Origin of the sequence: Escherichia sp. UTM R2, assembly GCF_048593455.1 — a bacterium.
Lineage (GTDB): Bacteria > Pseudomonadota > Gammaproteobacteria > Enterobacterales > Enterobacteriaceae > Escherichia > Escherichia coli.
Window position 1 is genome coordinate 1,257,511 of the sequence record NZ_JBFWDY010000002.1, and the last position, 18,551, is coordinate 1,276,061.

Annotated in this window: 15 protein-coding genes and 2 pseudogenes; 6 read left to right on the forward strand and 11 right to left on the reverse strand. The window is 53.5% G+C overall.

Going from position 1 to position 18,551, the window contains the following annotated elements; all coding sequences use genetic code 11:
- Positions 1-3: 3 nt before the first annotated feature.
- The 9 genes and pseudogenes from hyfG to AB4H76_RS06960 form a co-directional block, all read right to left on the reverse strand.
- Entirely contained in the window at positions 4-1,671 is a 1,668-nt protein-coding gene (gene hyfG / locus AB4H76_RS06920; protein WP_001102321.1) for a hydrogenase 4 catalytic subunit HyfG, read from the reverse strand.
- Positions 1,661-3,241: a hydrogenase 4 subunit F gene (gene hyfF / locus AB4H76_RS06925; RefSeq protein WP_000122574.1), complete on the reverse strand. Its 1,581-nt coding sequence runs from the start codon at positions 3,239-3,241 to the stop codon at positions 1,661-1,663. Before hyfF ends, hyfG begins: the two co-directional genes overlap by 11 nt.
- A gap of 4 nt (positions 3,242-3,245) precedes the next feature.
- Positions 3,246-3,896, reverse strand: coding sequence for a hydrogenase 4 membrane subunit (gene hyfE / locus AB4H76_RS06930; RefSeq protein ID WP_000147987.1), 651 nt, complete (start codon positions 3,894-3,896; stop codon positions 3,246-3,248).
- An 11-nt stretch (positions 3,897-3,907) separates the two neighbouring features.
- Positions 3,908-5,346: pseudogene (hyfD, locus tag AB4H76_RS06935) on the reverse strand (hydrogenase 4 subunit HyfD).
- 16 nt (positions 5,347-5,362) lie between these two features.
- Positions 5,363-6,309 (reverse strand): annotated as a pseudogene (gene hyfC / locus AB4H76_RS06940) (hydrogenase 4 subunit HyfC).
- Positions 6,310-6,319: 10 nt separating this feature from the next.
- The gene (hyfB, locus tag AB4H76_RS06945; protein WP_085452698.1) at positions 6,320-8,338 is read right to left on the reverse strand and encodes a hydrogenase 4 subunit B; all 2,019 of its coding nucleotides are present in this window, start codon (positions 8,336-8,338) and stop codon (positions 6,320-6,322) included.
- Positions 8,338-8,955 carry a hydrogenase 4 subunit HyfA gene (gene hyfA / locus AB4H76_RS06950; protein WP_001352202.1) on the reverse strand — a complete coding sequence of 206 codons (618 nt, stop codon included), beginning with the start codon at positions 8,953-8,955 and terminating at the stop codon, positions 8,338-8,340. Before hyfA ends, hyfB begins: the two co-directional genes overlap by 1 nt.
- Positions 8,956-9,207: 252 nt before the next feature.
- Entirely contained in the window at positions 9,208-9,678 is a 471-nt protein-coding gene (bcp, locus tag AB4H76_RS06955) for a thioredoxin-dependent thiol peroxidase (RefSeq protein ID WP_001068682.1), read from the reverse strand.
- Positions 9,678-10,250 (reverse strand): glycine cleavage system transcriptional repressor, encoded by a 573-nt coding sequence (locus AB4H76_RS06960; RefSeq protein WP_000176187.1) that lies wholly within the window; start codon positions 10,248-10,250, stop codon positions 9,678-9,680. Before AB4H76_RS06960 ends, bcp begins: the two co-directional genes overlap by 1 nt.
- Before the next feature lie 145 nt (positions 10,251-10,395).
- Here AB4H76_RS06960 and dapA point away from each other — a divergent pair, with 145 nt between their 5' ends.
- From dapA to ypfH, 6 genes are all read left to right on the forward strand, one after another.
- Positions 10,396-11,274, forward strand: a complete 879-nt coding sequence (dapA, locus tag AB4H76_RS06965; RefSeq protein WP_001311023.1) for a 4-hydroxy-tetrahydrodipicolinate synthase — start codon at positions 10,396-10,398, stop codon at positions 11,272-11,274.
- A 16-nt stretch (positions 11,275-11,290) separates the two neighbouring features.
- Positions 11,291-12,325 (forward strand): outer membrane protein assembly factor BamC, encoded by a 1,035-nt coding sequence (gene bamC / locus AB4H76_RS06970; protein WP_001297320.1) that lies wholly within the window; start codon positions 11,291-11,293, stop codon positions 12,323-12,325.
- Positions 12,326-12,537: 212 nt separating this feature from the next.
- Positions 12,538-13,251 (forward strand): phosphoribosylaminoimidazolesuccinocarboxamide synthase, encoded by a 714-nt coding sequence (gene purC / locus AB4H76_RS06975; protein WP_001295467.1) that lies wholly within the window; start codon positions 12,538-12,540, stop codon positions 13,249-13,251.
- A 167-nt stretch (positions 13,252-13,418) separates the two neighbouring features.
- Positions 13,419-14,282, forward strand: coding sequence for a neutral zinc metallopeptidase (locus AB4H76_RS06980; RefSeq protein WP_001267498.1), 864 nt, complete (start codon positions 13,419-13,421; stop codon positions 14,280-14,282).
- A gap of 14 nt (positions 14,283-14,296) precedes the next feature.
- Complete coding sequence (gene tmcA, locus AB4H76_RS06985; RefSeq protein ID WP_000829336.1) at positions 14,297-16,312, forward strand: tRNA cytosine(34) acetyltransferase TmcA; 2,016 nt, start codon at positions 14,297-14,299, stop codon at positions 16,310-16,312.
- A 73-nt stretch (positions 16,313-16,385) separates the two neighbouring features.
- On the forward strand, positions 16,386-17,084 hold the full coding sequence (ypfH, locus tag AB4H76_RS06990) for an esterase (RefSeq protein ID WP_000679812.1): 699 nt from the start codon (positions 16,386-16,388) through the stop codon (positions 17,082-17,084).
- 109 nt (positions 17,085-17,193) lie between these two features.
- Here the strand turns inward: ypfH and AB4H76_RS06995 are convergent, their stop codons facing one another.
- Together AB4H76_RS06995 and dapE are read right to left on the reverse strand one after the other, a co-directional pair.
- A complete protein-coding gene (locus AB4H76_RS06995) occupies positions 17,194-17,394 on the reverse strand; it encodes a YpfN family protein (RefSeq protein WP_000383836.1) in 201 nt (66 codons plus the stop codon).
- 27 nt (positions 17,395-17,421) lie between these two features.
- Positions 17,422-18,549, reverse strand: a complete 1,128-nt coding sequence (dapE, locus tag AB4H76_RS07000) for a succinyl-diaminopimelate desuccinylase (RefSeq protein WP_001277801.1) — start codon at positions 18,547-18,549, stop codon at positions 17,422-17,424.
- Positions 18,550-18,551: the final 2 nt, after the last annotated feature.

An 18,551-nucleotide genomic window follows, 5' to 3' on the forward strand; every position in this document is an offset into this window, starting at 1 on the left:
TCCTTACTTCAGCGGCGAACGGTTACGATCAATGCCGTAGCGTTCGATCTCTTTATACGGCACGGTTTTTGACTGGCGCTTGCGCACATCTACCAGCGTCACACGGTCGGTACAGGAGTAGCAGGGATCAAGGCTACCGATAATCAGCGGTGCGTCAGAAACGGTATTGCCGCGCAGCATGTAACGCAACACCGGCCAGTTGGCGTAGGTGGCGGCACGGCAGCGCCAGCGGAACAATTTTTGGTTATCACCGAGCATGCTCCAGTGCACGTCTTCACCGCGTGGCGCTTCAACAAAGCCCAGCGCGAATGCGTGAGGTTTATAGCTAAAGCCTTCGGTCAGCAGTGGGGTATCCGGCATGTTGTCGAGGGCAAATTCCAGCATTGCCAGCGAATCAAACGTCTCTTTGACACGGACCATCACGCGGGAGAAAACATCGCCGCCGGTAAAGGTAAACAGTGTTTTTGGAATATTGCCGTAGTCGGCGTAGGGGTGATCAAAGCGCAAATCACGGGCGATTTGTCGGTCGAGAATGCCAATGCCCTGAGTGCGTTGTTCCATATTCGGCGTAGCAAGCAGCATCTCTACCAGCTCCGACACGTCGGCGCGCATCTCGCGCACCAGTTTCAGCGTTTGCAGACGTTGCTCTTTGAGAATATCGCGGCGAACACCACCAATCAGATTCAGACCGTAGGTTTTACGCGACCCGATCAGCAATTCCGCCATCGTCATCGACTTTTCCCGCACGCGGAAAAATTGCATAAAGCCGGTATCAAAACCAACGAAATGGCAGGAGAGGCCAAGGTTAAGCAAATGACTGTGTAGCCGTTCGACTTCCAGCAGAATCGAGCGAATAGTATGTGCTCGTTGCGGCACCTCAATCCCCAGTGCATTTTCAACCGAATTGGTATAGGCCACACTGTGGGCAAAACCGCAAATCCCACACACGCGGTCCGATAAGAAGGTCACTTCGTTGTAGCCCATCCGCGTTTCTGCCAGTTTCTCCATGCCGCGATGGACATAAAACAGGCGGTAATCAGCATCGACAATTTGCTCGCCATCCACAAACAAGCGGAAGTGACCCGGTTCATCGGAGGTGATATGCAGCGGGCCGACAGGGATCACCCGCGCATCGCTGTTGCCCTCATTGATAAACGGATACGTTTCGGAATCAGTCGTCGGTTCAGGGCGCAGTCGATAATCCATCGCATCTTTGCGCAGCGGATGCATATCTTCCGGCCAGTCATCGGGCAACACCAGGCGACGCTGATCCGGCAGGCCAACCGGAATCAGCCCGTACATATCGCGAATTTCTCGCTCGCCCCAGACCGCGGCAGGGACGCGCGGTGTGACTGACGGAAACTCCCGACTGTCGGCATCGACCAGCGCCTTCACCACAATCCAGCATTTTTCGGCCCCTTCCATTGAAAGGGCATAATAAACCGCGTAATGACCGTTAAGTGTCCGCTCGTCGTTGCCAAACAGGACCGGAAGCCAGCCATCATGTTGATAATAAAGATACTGTACAACGTCAGGCAGCAGATTGATTTTCACCGTAATGGTGACCTGTTCAGGCGTTTGTCGCTCTTCATCCAGCACCGCGCCGGGGAACTGCGTTTTCAGGGCGGCGAGAATCGCTTCGCCACGATTTGACGATGAATTAACGTTCACTGTGTTTCTCCGAAACAGATGCGGTGCCTGAAGGCAAAAAATCATGCCAGGTGCTACGTTGTGCAGGCAGATCGTGCGTCCCTGAGAGGACTATAGTGGAAGCGCCCGCCAGGATCCTGATGACAGGTTGTGGAATATGCGTTCCCATCGCCAGCATCATGACCAGCAGAATCACCATTGGCGAGGTGGTCAACCAGCCGAGATCACCCCGGTTAACGGCCTGCGGCGGTTTCGCCATTAACACCCGCGCAGCCATCCGTACCAGGCCCGCCAGCACCAGCGTTAACAGCAATAACAGCAGGACGATAATCAGCAGGTGATTACGTGCCAGTCCGGCGGTAATGGTCATAAATTCGCTAAGAAAAATGTTGAAGGGCGGCATCCCTGCCAGCGCCAGCGCACCGCCGCCAAACAGCACGGCGGTAAATGGCATGATTTTGAGCATCCCACAGACGACGTTGAGATCGCGCGTGCCGTACTTGAGCAGTACATTGCCGGAACCGCAGAACAGCAGCGTTTTTGCCAGACTGTGGTTTAAGATGTGCAGCAGCGCGGCAAAAATTCCCAGCGGCCCGCCAATGCCTAGCGCCACCGCGACCAGCCCCATGTTCTCCACGCTGGAGTACGCCAGCAGACGCTTAATGTCCCGCTGTACCAGAATGAAAAATGCCGCCACGGCAACCGACAACATGCCGAAGATGAGCAACAACCGGTTGGGGAAATCGCTGCCGATGGCTTGGCAAATAATGATGTAATAGCGAATCAGCACCAACAGCGCGCAGTTCAGCAATACGGCGGAGAGCAGGGCGCTGACCGGACTCGGCGCTTCACTGTGAGCATCCGGCAGCCAGGCGTGCATGGGAAATAGCCCGGTTTTGGTACCAAAGCCAATTAGCAAAAACACAAAGGCCAACAGCATTAATGTTGGGTCAAGCAAGGACGATTGCTTAAGAACCTCGCTCCAGAATATCGCCATTTCTGCCTGCGGCATAACGCTGGCGGCGTTGGCGTATACCAGCACGGTACCGAACAGACCAAAAGCGACACCAACAGTACAAATAATGATGTACTTCCATGCAGCTTCCAGCGATGAACGCTGACCGTAAATGCCTACCAGAAACGCCGAGCTTAAGGTGGTGGCTTCGATCGCCGCCCACATCACAATCAGGTTATTGCTGGTAACAACCAGCAGCATGGTGAACAAAAACAGATGGAAGAAACCGTAGTAATCGCACAGCGTAACGGGTGAAAGCTCGCCGTGTGCCACTTCATGACGCATGTAGCCAATCGAGTAAATACCGGTGAGAAAGCCAATCACACCAAGAATGGCGAGGAACAAACCGCCCAGACCATCAATATGAAGCCACAGTCCCGCAGCGAATATTTCTCCTGCATCAGCGGCAGTTTGGACCACCCAGAGTGCCAGAATCAGCAGCAGTGTGATCCCTAAGCTATGTAATACGGTCACCGTGCGAGTCGCAGAAAGTCTCCGTTTCCGGCAGGCAAAACAGAGCAGCGAAAAAAGCAGCGGCGTGAGCAGGAGTAAAGCGAACATCACAGAATAACTCATCTCATTATCCCTTCAGCGCGGTCAAGTTGTTCACGTCCAGCGTGCCGTGGGTACGCCATATTTTTCTTGCCAGTAACACCATCACAATGACGGCGAAGATGGCGTCGGTAGCGATACCTATTTCCACCAGTTCCGGTGCTCGCCAGGCAAGAAGCGCCAGCACCAGATGGGAGCCGTTTTCCATCAGGCAGTAACCAAAAATTTGCCGCAGGATATTGCGCTGGCTGACAATGCACAGCAGGCCAAGCAGAAAATGACCTAACGCTACCGCCAGCGCCGGTTTCAGCCCGGTAGCCATCGGTAGCTTCACGGGCTGAACGACAAATGCGCAAAGCAGGACAATTAACGCCGCGAGCAGTGCCATCATTGCCGGACCGAATAACGCTTTTTCCGGGATGTTCTGGGGAATATTTCGTGCAGCGTAAGTCATGATTAACGGTACCAGCAGCACTTTGGTGATAAAGGCGCTGGCGGACCAGATCAGCAGTTGCTCTGCGGCGAACAGGCACGAGAGGGTGGCGAAAATAGACACCAGCACCAGTGACTGGCAGGCGTAAAATCCGCATGACAGGCGATAGCTTTTGACGCTAATCACAAACAGTGATGTCAGCATCATCAGTCCCGCCAGATTATTTACGATCATAGAACCGGTCATTCATCATCTCCTTACTGCAACCAGGTCGCGGCGATTACGCTGGAAATCAGCGACATCACAATCAGTACAATCAACACCAGGCGCATTGACCCTGGCAGCGGTGCGGCATCGGCGACGGCCTCGCTCGGTTTGCCAGGCACGACGCGACCAAACCAGCGAATAAACCAGGCGAAACTGGCGACCGATTCAATCATCAGCAGAATCATGGCGGGCAGCAGGATCCAGTACTCCACTGACAACGCAAAACCGGCAGCAAACAGCGGGAATTTACTGAAGAAGCCGTTGAACGGCGGCACGCCGGTAATTGCCAGCGCTGCCACGCAGAAACCCACGCCAGGCAACGGCAGGGTGTGCAATACGCCACGCAGACGCGGCAACAAGCGCGTGCCGCAGCTGTAACTCAGCGCACCTGCTACAAGGAAAAACAGGCTTTTAGCGAACGCGTGGTTGACGATGTAGGCGATGCTACCCTCCAGCGCCAGCCGCGAGCCGAAGATGGAGAGCGACAAGCCGAAGAACATCCAGCCAAGTTGAGTGATGGTCGACCAGGCCAGCAACCGCTTCATATCCTGCTGTGGCAAATACATCAGAAATCCATAAAGAATGGTGACCAGGGCCATGACCATGCCAACGCCGCCAATCACATGCGGGATATTGCCGCCGTCGATAATGGCGCGGGCAAAAATGTAAACGCCCACTTTCACCATCGATGCGGCGTGGAGATAGGCGCTGATCGGTGTTGGCGCTTCCATTGCGTCCGGTAGCCACGCTTGCATCGGTAGCTGGGCCGATTTCCCCCACGCGGCAAACAGGATGCCGCCATAAACCAGATAACGTGCGTCGCCGTGTAACTCGCTCATCGCGCTAAGCGCAAACGTTCCGGTCTGCAAAAACAGCGTGGCGGCGGCAAGATACAACCCCAACGAGCCGATATGAGTGATAAGTAACGCTTTTAGTGCTGAACGCTGCGCTTTATCGCTCTGGTAATAACTGATCAACGCCCAGGAGCAGCCGCCCGTAATTTCAAAAAACAACAACTGACCGAGCAGCGTCGAGGAGAGTACCAGTCCCGCCATCGCGCCGATAAACACCAGCAAAAATGCGTAATAACGATTCGTGCCGTTATGCGGGTGTTCGCGATTTTTATCCGTCAGATAACCCGTGGAGTAGATCGTGACCAGCAAACCGAGAAACACCACCACAAACAGAATCAGCGTACTCACGCGATCAATGACCAGGCCAAACAATGCCACATCCCCCACGTTGACCAACGTCAACGTGACGGCAACTTTATCGGCCTGATAAAACGCGGAGATCAGCGACAACATGCACAGCGTGGTCAGTGCGGCGAACAAAACCCCCATTCGGCGGCCCGACGTTGTGGCGAAAACGAAACGACCAGTGCGCCGATAAAAGGCAGCATTAACGTCGTCAGAGCAAGATTTTCCATATTCCGTCAGTGCTCCTTACAGACCGGTTAACCAGAAGACCCATGCAAGCGCAGCAAGGCTGAAGCCAAGCCAGGTCACATGGTGAATGAGTAAAAAACGCCCGCGTGCCAGCGTGTTTTCTGCGATTGAAGCCAGTACAAAAATCAGCAAAACCTTGAGCAGCGTAACGACAAGTGAAGTCAGCAGGCAGGTGAGAGAAAGTTCTTGCGCGCGCCCAAAGGGCAGAAACAGGGCCACAAACAGTGCTGCCATCACGACCTGTTTCAGCCCCAGCCCCCATTTCGCCAACGCCAGCCCGGCACCGGAATATTCGGTCAGCGGGCCTTCCTGTAATTCCTGTTCTGCTTCAGCAACATCAAAGGGAATTTTTCCCATCTCTATGAAGCAGGCAAAACCACAGGCCAGTAACGCCAGTACGGTGGTTAGCGGCGAGTTCCAGCCCATCGCCAGCGTATTGCTGATCATCTCGATATGCGTGGAATCCGCTATCAGCGCCAATACCAGCAGTGAGAGAATGAGCATGGGTTCGACCAGAATGCCGAGCGTCAACTCGCGACTGGCACCGACTCCCGCAAACGGGCTTCCGGTATCCAGCCCTGAAAGAGCAAAGAAAAAACGAAACAGGGCAAGAAGATAGATAAGGGTGATCAGATCGCCGCCGCCCGCAAAAGGGAAACGGTAATAAATAGTGGTAGGGCCATCGCCAGCACCAGCATGCTGCTGATTAATACCCACGGCATCAGGCGGAACATCAGACCTGAAGATATAGGCGCAACTTCCTGGCGTTTAAACAGTTTGTGGATATCGCGATAATCCTGCCAGATCTCCGGCCCGCGGCGGGAGTGCATACGCGCGCGTATCTGCCGGGAAATACCCGTAAAAAGTGGGGTTAGCATCAGCAGAATCACGGCCTGTGCTAACGCAAAAATGACCAGATATCCGTCGCAAAGAGTTTGTCTCATGGTGATTTCCTTAGACGGCAATAGCGATTAGCAGCACAACCAGTGCGGCGACCACATACAGGCAATAGAGACGAAAGTCGCCGCTTTGCAGATGCTGTATTTCTTTGGCCAGCCGTTGGGTGGCGCTCACGATGGGGCGGATCACCCGCTCATCCCAGAAGGGTTCTGTGCTCTGAGCCCTGGCGGTGACGTGCGCAAGACCTTTATTTAGCCTCAGCGTAGGGTCGAGCTGTTGTCGTAGACGAAATAGCGCAGAAAAGACCACACGCAGCGGCTGCATCACGCCATTGCCTGACGGGGCCATCGCATTTTCCCAGCTGTAGCCGCATGCCCAGGCATCTCCTGTGCGACGAAACGCTGCGCGGCGCGAACGACACCACAGCCAGTAAAGGCCAGGCAGCAAAGGCATCGCCAGTAGTAACAGCAACAGTAATGAAGGAGTGACCCGTGTATGAAACGTGCCGGGTACAAGTGCTATTCCGCTGGCGACAGTGACGGGAGGGGTATCGGTAAACGCATGGGCAATATGCATTATCTTCGGTGCCAGCCAACTGGCACTAAGCGCAATTAATACGCAGAGTGCCGCGAGCAGTAGCATGGCGACGATCATCGTATTTGGCACTTCCTGTGCCTCTTCAGCGTGTGTACTGCGCGGCGCACCACAGAAAGTAATACCGTACATTTTTACGAAGCACATTACTGCCAGCCCACCAGTGACTGCCAGCATTACCATAGCAATAGGACCCGCAAGTTGTAGCGCTACGGCTTCCACACGACTTAGTGAGAACAGCGACTGCCAGGTGTACCATTCGCTGATAAAACCATTCAGCGGAGGAAGGGCTGATATCGCCAGGCAACCAATCAGGCATGCTGCGGCTGTCCACGGCATCCGTTTCGCCAGTGCCCCCATTTTTTCCATGTCGTGGGTATGCAAACGCGAAATAATCGCGCCCGCGCCGAGAAATAGCAGCCCTTTGAACAGCGCATGGTTGAGCAGATGAAACAGTGCGCCGAGCAGTCCAACCACGGTGAGCAGCGGGTCGTGCAGTGACAGACCGACCATCGCCACACCGACCGCCAGCAAAATAATGCCGACGTTTTCGACGGTACTCCAGGCCAGTAGCCGTTTGATATCCTGTTCCGCCAGCGCATACAGCACGCCCAGGAGCGCGGAGATTGCGCCGATCGCCATCACCAGAATGCCCCACCACAGCGGCAAACCCGTTTGCGCCAGCAGATCCATCGCCACTTTCAGGATGCCGAAAATACCGATTTTGACCATTACGCCAGACATCAACGCTGAAGCGTGCGATGGTGCGGCAGGGTGAGCGCGCGGCAACCAGCTGTGCAACGGCATCATCCCGGCTTTCGCGCCAAAACCGAAAAAGGCCAGCAGGAACACCGCTGACGCCAGCCCCGGAGAAAGTGAAAGCGTGCGGAAACTGGCAAAATCGAGGCTGCCGCTTTCGCGCCCCATCAGCAAGAAGGCGATCATTATCAGCACCGATCCGGCGTGGGCGATAAAAAAGTAGAGCATGCTAGCGTTGATCGACGTTTTATCCTGCCTGGCAATGACCAGAAACCAGGAAGACAGCGACATCATTTCAAACAGCACGATGAACCAAAAAGCGTTGTCCATCACCAGCAGGGCAACCATCGATGCGATGAAAAGATTCATAAAGAAGCCCATCGCCGCCGCGCCTTTGCCCTCGTATTCGCGCATATAAGTCAATGAATAGAGCGAACAAACCACCACCAGCAAGGAGATAACCAGCACCATAAATGCCGAGAGGCTATCCATTCGCAGGGTTAAATCGGCAAAGTCAAAAGGGGTGGCAAAATGGGCGACTAAAGTTACACCAGCATGTAATTGCGTAATTCCGCTGATGATGCCAATCACGCCGCCCACCAGCGATGTGATGCCGGAAAGCTTAATAGCCAGTCTGTCCAGACCGAGTAAAAACAGCGAAGCCAGACTGGCAAACAGATAGAGGATCAGCGACCAGGTTAATAATTGCAGGGCATCCATTAGCGTTGCTCCTGAGTGAGGGAAAGGGGATCCTCCCCGCCATTGGCAAACCAGCTTGCGGCAAGGCGCTGTTTTTCTTTCATCTGACGTTGCAGGCTATCGTCGGTGATCAGCCGTAACGCCTGATTCGGGCAAGCGCGAACGCAGGCCGGACCTTCTGGCAAGAAATCACACAGGTCGCATTTCACCGCGACGGTCTGGACACCCGGTTCCCAGCGCAGCAACGCATGTTGGGGCAGCACGTTTTCTTCGCCGTTTTTGAGTGAGCCTTCAGCCTGAAAAACATATTGCGCATGGGCATTCACCGGACGGCTTCCTGAAGCGCTGATTGCGCCAAATGGGCAGACCACGGCGCAAAGCTTGCAGCCAATACAGAGGCTTTCGTTGAGTTGGATCGCATCATCCCTCTGAGAGATGGCATTGACCGGGCAGACCTGCAGGCAAGGGGCTTCCTCACAGTGATGACACACGACAGGGGCAGTGATTGTTGACGTCTTCGCCAGGGCCAGGCGCGGGTGTTGCTGTAAACCTTGCGTTTTATGCACGTCCGAACAGGCAGCGAGACAGGTATTACATCCTGTACACCACAGTGGTTCGGCCACCACAAAGCGGTTCATGTCGGCTCCTTGAAAATGATATGAAACATTGCATTTCATATTGCATAAAGGATGCCATTCTGATTAACTCAATATATTCAATAAGTTATGTGTTGACTGGATTCTGAACGGTACAAAAATGATGGTCATTAACGTTCAGCAAAAAATGGATTCGACACCCGTGTCGCAGGGGAAAGCGAGAATGTGATCTTGATCACGAGAAGTGAGGTATGCTGGCCGCAAGCGCAGCCAGCACGGAATGGAGCAGAGTAATCAGGCGTGTTCTTTCAGCCAGTTCAGCACAACGTCGTGGTGATTGCTGGTTTTGAAATCGTCAAAGACATGTTCGATTTTGCCATCAGCGTCAATCAGGAAGCTGATGCGATGAATACCATCGTAGGTTTTGCCCATGAAGGACTTTTCACCCCAGACGCCGAATTGTTCGCACACCTGGTGGTCCTCATCAGACAGGAGCGTAAAGTTAAGCAGCTCTTTTTCCGCAAAACGGGAGAGTTTTTCGGGTTTATCGGTGCTGATACCCAGCACATCAACGCCCGCTTTTTTCAACTCATCCATGTTATCGCGTAAGCCGCAGGCCTGTACGGTACAGCCGGGGGTCATGGCTTTCGGGTAGAAATAAACCAGAACACGCTGTCCCTGGAAGTCGGTCAAATTAACTTGTTCTCCGTCTTGATCCGGCAAGCTAAATTTCGGTGCGATATCACCGGCTTTCAGTGGATTCATTACTTAACTCCATCCTGTTCATCATGTTGGGAATAATTGACGACGTTAATACTGCCTTGTGCATTGAGTTCTGTACATAGGGCTTTGAACGCTTGCTCAATATTTGCTGCGTCCGCAGATGCGGGGCTGTGGGCGGTTATCTGAATATGCAACTGCGCAGCCCGTTCATTTTCAGCAGGTTGCGTGCGCGACACCAGCTCCGCAATGTTCATATGATGCGCGTCGAAAAGTGCTGTGAAGCGTTCAATTAAATGCGGGGAGTCTGCCACATCGACCTGAACCCAGACAGATGCTGGCATTGGCGGACGCGGACGCGCCGTCGTGCGCTTCATCACGATTAAAAGATCCAGTTCTGCACCTTTCAACGGTAACGTTGATTCAATCAGAGTAATGGCATTCCATGAACCGGAAAGCAGCATGATAAACGTGAACTCTTCTCCCAGCATCGCCAGGCGACTGTCTTCAATATTACAGCCGCAACTACTGACATGACGGGTGATGGTGTTCACAATTCCAGGGCGATCGGCACCCAACGCAGTGATCACCAGATAATGTTGCGATGACAGTGTCAAACTGGTTATTCCTTTAAGGGGTGAGTTGTTCTTAAGGAAAGCATAAAAAAAACATGCATACAACAATCAGAACGGTTCTGTCTGCTTGCTTTTAATGCCATACCAAACGTACCATTGAGACACTTGTTTGCACAGAGGATGGCCCATGTTCACGGGAAGTATTGTCGCGATTGTTACTCCGATGGATGAAAAAGGTAATGTCTGTCGGGCTAGCTTGAAAAAACTGATTGATTATCATGTCGCCAGCGGTACTTCGGCGATCGTTTCTGTTGGCACCACTGGCGAGTCCGCTACCTTAAATCATGACGAACATGCTGATGTGGTGATGATGACGCTGGATCTGGCTGATGGGCGCATTCCGGTAATTGCCGGGACCGGCGCTAACGCTACTGCGGAAGCCATTAGCCTGACGCAGCGCTTCAATGACAGTGGTATCGTCGGCTGCCTGACGGTAACCCCTTACTACAATCGTCCGTCGCAAGAAGGTTTGTATCAGCATTTCAAAGCCATCGCTGAGCATACTGACCTGCCGCAAATTCTGTATAATGTGCCGTCCCGTACTGGCTGCGATCTGCTCCCGGAAACGGTGGGCCGTCTGGCGAAAGTAAAAAATATTATCGGAATCAAAGAGGCAACAGGGAACTTAACGCGTGTAAACCAGATCAAAGAGCTGGTTTCAGATGATTTTGTTCTGCTGAGCGGCGATGATGCGAGCGCGCTGGACTTCATGCAATTAGGCGGTCATGGGGTTATTTCCGTTACGGCTAACGTCGCAGCGCGTGATATGGCCCAGATGTGCAAACTGGCAGCAGAAGGGCATTTTGCCGAGGCACGCGTTATTAATCAGCGTCTGATGCCATTACACAACAAACTATTTGTCGAACCCAATCCAATCCCGGTGAAATGGGCATGTAAGGAACTGGGTCTTGTGGCGACCGATACGCTGCGCCTGCCAATGACACCAATCACCGACAGTGGTCGTGAGACGGTCAGAGCGGCGCTTAAGCATGCCGGTTTGCTGTAAAGTTTAGGGAGATTTGATGGCTTACTCTGTTCAAAAGTCGCGCCTGGCAAAGGTTGCGGGTGTTTCGCTTGTTTTATTACTCGCTGCCTGTAGTTCTGACTCACGCTATAAGCGTCAGGTCAGTGGTGATGAAGCCTACCTGGAAGCGGCACCGCTTGCGGAGCTTCATGCCCCGGCTGGAATGATTTTGCCGGTGACCTCCGGTGATTATGCAATCCCGGTGACCAACGGTAGTGGTGCTGTCGGTAAGGCGCTGGACATTCGTCCACCAGCCCAGCCGCTGGCACTGGTTTCTGGCGCGCGTACCCAGTTCACGGGCGATACCGCTTCATTGCTGGTGGAAAATGGTCGTGGCAATACTCTGTGGCCGCAGGTGGTTAGCGTGCTGCAGGCGAAAAACTACACCATCACCCAACGTGATGATGCTGGTCAGACACTGACCACCGATTGGGTACAATGGAACCGTCTGGACGAAGACGAGCAGTATCGTGGTCGTTATCAAATCTCTGTTAAGCCGCAGGGTTATCAGCAGGCGGTTACGGTTAAACTGCTGAACCTGGAACAGGCGGGCAAACCGGTTGCAGACGCGGCTTCCATGCAGCGTTACAGCACGGAGATGATGAACGTTATTTCCGCCGGTCTGGATAAATCTGCCACTGACGCCGCGAACGCTGCGCAAAATCGTGCCTCCACCACTATGGACGTACAAAGTGCAGCTGATGACACCGGTTTACCAATGCTGGTCGTACGCGGGCCGTTCAATGTGGTTTGGCAACGTCTGCCAGCGGCGCTGGAAAAAGTGGGCATGAAAGTGACCGACAGCACCCGTTCGCAGGGCAACATGGCCGTAACTTATAAGCCGCTGTCTGACAGCGACTGGCAGGAACTGGGCGCGAGCGATCCAGGCCTGGCATCCGGTGACTATAAACTGCAGGTTGGCGATTTAGATAACCGCAGCAGCCTACAGTTCATCGATCCGAAAGGTCATACTCTGACTCAGAGTCAGAACGACGCGCTGGTAGCTGTCTTCCAGGCTGCGTTTAGCAAGTAAAAATACAGGGCTGGAATCATCCGGCCCTTTTTTCTGATATGATACGCAAACGTGTGCGTCGGCAGGAAAACGCGATTTTAGCGGTAATTCGCACGAAATTTGTTTGTCGGACGTAGTTCGGATAAGGCGTTCACGCCGCATCCGACAAAACATCCGGCACACCAGACAGCAAAAGATTTTAAAACGTTAATTCACACCCAGGAGTGATAAAGATGCAAAAGCAAGCTGAGTTGTATCGTGGTAAAGCGAAAACCGTATACAGCACGGAAAACCCGGACCTGTTGGTGCTCGAATTCCGCAATGATACGTCAGCAGGGGATGGCGCGCGCATTGAGCAGTTTGATCGCAAAGGTATGGTGAACAACAAGTTCAACTACTTCATTATGAGCAAACTGGCTGAAGCGGGTATCCCGACTCAAATGGAGCGTCTGCTCTCCGATACCGAATGTCTGGTGAAAAAGCTGGATATGGTACCGGTTGAGTGTGTCGTGCGTAACCGTGCTGCGGGCTCTCTGGTGAAACGTCTTGGAATCGAAGAAGGTATTGAGCTGAACCCGCCGCTGTTCGATCTGTTCTTGAAAAACGACGCCATGCACGATCCGATGGTCAACGAATCTTACTGCGAAACCTTTGGCTGGGTAAGCAAAGAGAACCTGGCGCGTATGAAAGAGCTGACCTACAAAGCGAACGACGTGCTGAAAAAACTGTTCGATGATGCTGGTCTGATTCTGGTCGACTTCAAGCTGGAGTTTGGCCTGTACAAAGGTGAAGTCGTACTGGGCGATGAGTTCTCTCCGGACGGCAGCCGCCTGTGGGACAAAGAAACGCTGGAGAAAATGGACAAAGACCGTTTCCGCCAGAGCCTCGGTGGCCTGATCGAGGCCTATGAAGCCGTCGCCCGCCGCCTGGGTGTACAGCTGGACTGATTTTTCTGTTCATCATCTTGCCGTGCAGCTGGCACGGCAAGACAACCGCTCTCGGAAGATGTGCATTGAACGCTCATTCCTCCGCCATTTCATCCCGCTTTCCTGTGGTAATCTTCCTCTGAACCACCTACGATCATTTCTATAATGAATATATTGTTGAGGTATCTATGCGTTGGCAAGGGCGACGTGAAAGTGACAATGTTGAAGACAGGCGCAACAGCTCTGGTGGTCCGTCTATGGGCGGTCCCGGTTTTCGCCTGCCGAGCGGTAAAGGCGGGCTGATTTTACTGATAGTCGTGCTGGTTGCAGGCTACTATGGCGTTGATTTAACCGGGTTGATGACCGGACAGCCGGTTTCCCAACAGCAATCAACGCGGTCAATTAGCCCAAATGAAGACGAAGCCGCAAAATTCACCTCGGTGATTCTGGCAACTACGGAAGACACCTGGGGACAGCAGTTCGAGAAGATGGGTAAAACCTATCAGCAACCGAAGCTGGTCATGTACCGTGGAATGACGCGTACCGGCTGCGGGGCGGGCCAGTCCATAATGGGGCCATTCTATTGCCCGGCGGATGGCACGGTTTATATCGATCTCTCCTTCTATGATGACATGAAAGACAAACTTGGCGCGGATGGCGATTTTGCCCAGGGGTACGTTATCGCCCATGAAGTCGGTCATCATGTGCAGAAACTGTTAGGCATCGAGCCGAAAGTTCGTCAACTGCAACAAAACGCGACGCAGGCGGAAGTGAACCGCTTATCTGTGCGTATGGAACTCCAGGCCGACTGTTTTGCCGGTGTCTGGGGGCATAGTATGCAGCAGCAAGGCGTTCTGGAAACCGGCGATCTGGAAGAGGCGCTGAACGCGGCGCAGGCCATCGGCGATGACCGTTTACAACAGCAAAGTCAGGGGCGAGTAGTACCAGACAGTTTCACTCATGGCACTTCTCAGCAACGCTACAGCTGGTTTAAACGTGGTTTCGACAGCGGCGATCCGGCACAATGCAATACTTTTGGTAAAAGCATTTAACTTCCGGGGCAGGGATGGCTGAACTGACTGCGCTTCACACATTAACAGCGCAAATGAAACGTGAAGGGATCCGCCGCTTGCTGGTGTTGAGCGGGGAAGAGGGTTGGTGTTTTGATCATGCGCTTAAGTTACGTGATGCCTTACCTGGCGACTGGCTGTGGATTTCGCCGCAGCCAGATGCTGAAAACCACTGTTCTCCCTCGGCACTACAAACTTTACTTGGGCGCGAGTTCCGGCATGCGGTATTCGACGCCCGCCACGGCTTTGATGCCGCTGCCTTTGCAGCACTTAGCGGAACGTTGAAAGCGGGAAGCTGGCTGGTTTTGTTACTCCCTGTATGGGAAGAGTGGGAAAACCAACCTGATGCCGACTCGCTGCGCTGGAGTGATTGCCCTGACCCTATTGCGACGCCGCATTTTGTCCAGCATCTCAAACGCGTACTTACGGCGGATAACGACGCTATCCTCTGGCGGCAAAACCAGCCGTTCTCGTTGGCGCATTTTACTCCCCGTACTGACTGGCACCCCGCGACCGGCGCACCACAACCAGAACAACAGCAACTCTTACAGCAGCTACTGACCATGCCGCCGGGCGTGGCAGCGGTAACGGCTGCGCGTGGGCGCGGTAAGTCGGCGCTGGCAGGGCAACTCATTTCTCGTATTGCGGGCAGTGCGATTGTCACCGCGCCCGCAAAAGCGGCAACGGATGTACTGGCACAATTTGCGGGCGAGAAGTTTCGCTTTATTGCGCCGGATGCCTTGTTAGCCAGCGATGAGCAAGCCGACTGGCTGGTGGTCGACGAAGCCGCAGCCATACCTGCGCCGTTGTTGCATCAACTGGTATCGCGTTTTCCTCGAACGTTGTTAACCACTACGGTGCAGGGCTACGAAGGCACCGGACGTGGTTTTTTGCTGAAATTTTGCGCTCGCTTTCCGCATTTACACCGTTTTGAACTGCAACAGCCGATCCGCTGGGCACAGGGATGCCCGCTGGAAAAAATGGTTAGTGAGGCACTGGTTTTTGACGATGAAAACTTCACCCATACACCACAAGGCAATATCGTCATTTCCGCATTTGAACAAACGTTATGGCGAAGCGAGCCAGAAACGCCGTTAAAGGTTTATCAGTTATTGTCTGGTGCGCACTACCGGACTTCGCCGCTGGATTTACGCCGGATGATGGATGCACCAGGGCAATATTTTTTACAGGCGGCTGGCGAAAACGAGATTGCCGGAGCGCTGTGGCTGGTGGATGAGGGGGGATTATCTCAACAACTCAGTCAGGCGGTATGGGCAGGTTTTCGTCGCCCGCGGGGTAATCTGGTGGCCCAGTCGCTGGCGGCGCACGGTAGCAATCCACTGGCAGCGACATTGCGTGGACGGCGGGTCAGCCGGATAGCAGTTCATCCGGCGCGTCAGCGGGAAGGCACAGGGCAGCAACTTATTGCTGGTGCTTTGCAATATACGCGTGACCTCGACTATCTTTCGGTGAGTTTTGGTTACACCGGGGAGTTATGGCGTTTCTGGCACCGCTGCGGTTTTGTGCTGGTGCGGATGGGTAATCATCGTGAAGCCAGCAGCGGTTGCTATACGGCGATGGCGCTGTTACCGATGAGTAATGCGGGTAAACAACTGGCTGAACGTGAGCATTACCGTTTACGTCGCGATGCGCAAGCTCTCGCAAAGTGGAATGGCGAAACGCTTCCTGTTGATCCACTAAACGATGCCGTCCTTTCTGACGACGACTGGCTTGAACTGGCCGGTTTTGCTTTCGCTCATCGTCCGCTATTAACATCGTTAGGTTGCTTATTGCGTATGCTACAAACCAGTGAACTGGCATTACCGGCGCTGCGTGGGCGTTTACAGAAAAACGTCAGCGACGCGCAGTTATGTACCACACTTAAACTTTCAGGCCGCAAGATGTTACTGGTTCGCCAGCGGGAAGAGGCCGCGCAGGCGCTGTTCGCACTTAATGAGGTTCGCACTGAGCGTCTGCGCGATCGCATAACGCAATGGCAATTTTTTCACTGACTCCTTCAATTTTCTCCCATGGTCATTGTGAGTCAGCGGCGTAAAATTAATGACATCAGTTAAGGAGTTCGCCATGAAACATGACCATTTTGTTGTTCAAAGCCCGGATAAACCTGCGCAACAGTTGTTACTGCTTTTCCACGGTGTCGGGGATAACCCGGTGGCAATGGGGGAAATAGGTAGCTGGTTTGCACCGCTGTTTCCTGATGCGCTGGTGGTGAGTGTCGGTGGCGCGGAGCCGAGCGGTAATCCGGCGGGGCGTCAGTGGTTTTCGGTGCAGGGTATTACGGAAGATAATCGCCAGGCGCGTGTGGATGCCATCATGCCGACGTTTATTGAGACGGTACGCTACTGGCAGAAACAGAGCGGAGTAGGGGCTAATGCCACGGCGCTAATTGGTTTCTCACAAGGCGCGATTATGGCGCTGGAGAGCATTAAAGCCGAACCGGGCCTTGCTTCGCGCGTCATTGCCTTTAACGGACGCTATGCGAGCCTGCCGGAAACCGCGTCTACAGCCACGACAATTCACTTGATTCATGGTGGTGAAGATCCGGTTATCGATCTGGCGCATGCGGTTGCGGCGCAGGAAGCGTTAATCAGTGCCGGTGGTGACGTGACGCTGGATATCGTGGAGGATTTAGGCCATGCGATCGACAATCGCAGTATGCAATTTGCCCTGGATCACTTGCGTTATACCATTCCGAAACATTATTTCGACGAAGCGCTAAGTGGCGGTAAGCCTGGCGATGATGATGTGATTGAAATGATGTAAAAGACAGATTACCTGGCCTGATAAGACGCGTGAGCGTCGCATCAGGCATCGTTCACCATTGCCGGATGCGGCGTTAACGCCTTATCCGGCCTACGGTTGAGCACTCAGCTTACTTCTTCGGTTGATCCTTTTTCGGCCAGTCGTCGTCATCGTCCCACTTATCGTTGAAATCACGATGCGGGGGAAGCTCCGGCTTGTTGGCGAGAAATTTCTTATGGTCGACGCGCTTGAGATCTTTAATCACGTTCAGCAGGACGCCTACCAAAAAGACAATCACCAGAATCCACCAATATTTAGCCAGCCAGTCCATGCTTATTTCCTCTTGCAGAACCACTCATCAGGCGACGAGCTGTTCCATGATACGTTGATACATACGGGCAAGTAGCTGCAGGTCGGCAGCGTTCACACATTCATTAATTTTATGAATAGTGGCATTGACCGGCCCGAGTTCCACCACCTGCGCCCCCATGCGAGCAATAAAGCGCCCGTCGGACGTTCCGCCTGTGGTCAGTAGCTGCGGTTTAATTTCATTATAGTGCTCAACCGCGTTAACGACCGCATCCACCAGTTTACCGCGCGCGGTCAAAAATGGCTGCCCGGAAAGCCACCAGTCCACCGTATAACGCAGTTGATGTTTTTCAAGCAGGGCAAGCACCTGTGCTTTGATCATCTCATCAGTCAGTTCGGTGCTGAAGCGGAAGTTAAACTGCACAAACAGTTCACCCGGAATAACGTTGTTACTGCCCGTTCCCGCCTGAATATTAGCAATCTGCATACTGGTCGCCGGGAAAAATTCATTGCCCTGATCCCACTCAATAGCCACTAATTCATTAAGGAAAGGTGCTGCGCGATGTACCGGATTGTCAGCCAGATGCGGGTAGGCAACATGCCCCTGAACGCCATGAATGGTGAGGTTGCAGGTTAATGATCCGCGACGACCATTTTTCACCACATCACCTACCACTTCGATACTCGACGGTTCGCCGACCAGGCAGTAATCGAGACGCTCATTACGTGCCATTAACGCCTCGACGACTTTTACCGTACCGTTGTGGGCACTGGCTTCTTCATCAGAGGTGATCAGAAATGCCAGTCGCCCCGTATGGTTGGGATGTTGTGCGACAAAACGCTCTGCTGCTACCACCATCGCCGCCAGCGAGCCTTTCATATCTGCCGCGCCGCGCCCGAATAACATGCCGTCACGAATGGTCGGTTCAAACGGCGGATTGATCCAACGATCGGCGTCGCCAGGCGGCACCACGTCGGTATGCCCGGCAAAGGCTAACGTTTCACCTTGCCCACGCCATGCCCAAAAATTCTGCGTATCGGCAAAATCCATGCGTTCAACGGTAAAACCGATCGCCTGCAAACGTTCAATCAACAAAGCCTGGCATCCTGCGTCATCAGGACTCAGGGAAGGGCGGCGAATAAGCTGTTGTGTCAGCTCAATAACCGGGCACGACATAG

What these genes read in the sequence shown, in the direction of transcription:
- AB4H76_RS06980 (WP_001267498.1), top strand. Translation starts at nt 13,419, where the DNA reads ATGCGTTGGCAAGGGCGACGTGAAAGTGACAATGTTGAAGACAGGCGC.
- bamC (WP_001297320.1), top strand. Translation starts at nt 11,291, where the DNA reads ATGGCTTACTCTGTTCAAAAGTCGCGCCTGGCAAAGGTTGCGGGTGTT.
- bcp (WP_001068682.1), bottom strand. Translation starts at nt 9,678, where the DNA reads ATGAATCCACTGAAAGCCGGTGATATCGCACCGAAATTTAGCTTGCCG.
- dapE (WP_001277801.1), bottom strand. Translation starts at nt 18,549, where the DNA reads ATGTCGTGCCCGGTTATTGAGCTGACACAACAGCTTATTCGCCGCCCT.
- dapA (WP_001311023.1), top strand. Translation starts at nt 10,396, where the DNA reads ATGTTCACGGGAAGTATTGTCGCGATTGTTACTCCGATGGATGAAAAA.
- hyfB (WP_085452698.1), bottom strand. Translation starts at nt 8,338, where the DNA reads ATGGATGCCCTGCAATTATTAACCTGGTCGCTGATCCTCTATCTGTTT.
- hyfF (WP_000122574.1), bottom strand. Translation starts at nt 3,241, where the DNA reads ATGAGTTATTCTGTGATGTTCGCTTTACTCCTGCTCACGCCGCTGCTT.
- hyfE (WP_000147987.1), bottom strand. Translation starts at nt 3,896, where the DNA reads ATGACCGGTTCTATGATCGTAAATAATCTGGCGGGACTGATGATGCTG.
- purC (WP_001295467.1), top strand. Translation starts at nt 12,538, where the DNA reads ATGCAAAAGCAAGCTGAGTTGTATCGTGGTAAAGCGAAAACCGTATAC.
- AB4H76_RS06995 (WP_000383836.1), bottom strand. Translation starts at nt 17,394, where the DNA reads ATGGACTGGCTGGCTAAATATTGGTGGATTCTGGTGATTGTCTTTTTG.
- tmcA (WP_000829336.1), top strand. Translation starts at nt 14,297, where the DNA reads ATGGCTGAACTGACTGCGCTTCACACATTAACAGCGCAAATGAAACGT.
- hyfA (WP_001352202.1), bottom strand. Translation starts at nt 8,955, where the DNA reads ATGAACCGCTTTGTGGTGGCCGAACCACTGTGGTGTACAGGATGTAAT.
- ypfH (WP_000679812.1), top strand. Translation starts at nt 16,386, where the DNA reads ATGAAACATGACCATTTTGTTGTTCAAAGCCCGGATAAACCTGCGCAA.